The sequence below is a fragment of the Streptomyces sp. NPDC058964 genome, assembly GCF_042741275.1.
Lineage (GTDB): Bacteria > Actinomycetota > Actinomycetes > Streptomycetales > Streptomycetaceae > Streptomyces.
In genome coordinates, this window is the sequence record NZ_JBHYKH010000707.1 from 2710 (window position 1) to 3641 (window position 932).

At 77.9% G+C, this 932-nt stretch carries 1 protein-coding gene; it reads left to right on the forward strand.

What is annotated here, in order from left to right; genetic code table 11:
- A partial coding sequence (locus ACFW2E_RS43385; RefSeq protein WP_384476648.1) for a hypothetical protein occupies window positions 1-932 on the forward strand: 932 nt, incomplete at both ends.

The following is a 932-nucleotide window of genomic DNA, read 5'->3' on the forward strand; positions in this document are numbered from 1 at the left end:
GCGTCCGGGAAGGCGGGCAAGGACACGGGCGACGCGTCCGCGGAGCCGGCACCCGCCGCTGCCGTCCCGCAGGACCCCGGTTCCACGGCCTCGGCCGAGCCCTCGGGGGCCAAGTCCCTGCAGGTGGCGGACGGTTACGAGGGCGAGGACAAGGAGACCGGTGGTGCTCCGGACGGCCGGACGTCCGCCCCCGCCGGGGAAGCCGGGTCGGGGTCCGGCGAGCCTGGGCAGTCGGCGCCGCCGGCCCGGGCCGCCGCGACCGCCGCGATGGACTCACCGGTCCGCCGGACCGGCGCCGTACAGCCCGAACCGGTCGACAAGAGCGCGGCCGAACGCGACGACACGCGCGCCCCCGCGCGGCAGGAGACGGCGTCCGGCACCGACCAGGACCCTGACGACGCACCGCTGGGCCTGGAACAGGGCGGCGCGGCCGAGGCACTGGCCGACCTGGAGGACCTCCTGGACGAGGCCGAGGAGGACGTCGGCACCGAGCCGGAGACCGGTCCGCCTGCCGAGGACACCCCGCTGCCCCCGGCCGACTCCGAGACGGCAGCGGTCGGCTCCGGTACTCCGGGCCGGGCCTCGACCACGGACACGGACACGGAGAGCGAGGTGCGCGGCTCGCGCGAGCCCCGCGTGACGGCCGAGGGGGCCGACGACCTCGCTTCCCTGCTGGAGGTGGACAGCCCGCAGGAGGACACGGCCGACGACCCGCCCGACACGGCGAACGACCCCGCCGATCAGCAACTCGGCCCCGACCCGGAGAGCGGGACCGCCGACGGCCCCGGACCCGCCGCGGACCCGGGCTCCGCCACCGAGGACGAGCGGGCCGACCGGGCCGACCGGGCGGAGGACCGCGACCTGGCGTCCGAGACCCGCCGTGCGAACGAACGGCAGGGCGGCGACGAGTCCGATGCGGCCCAGGCAGAGGC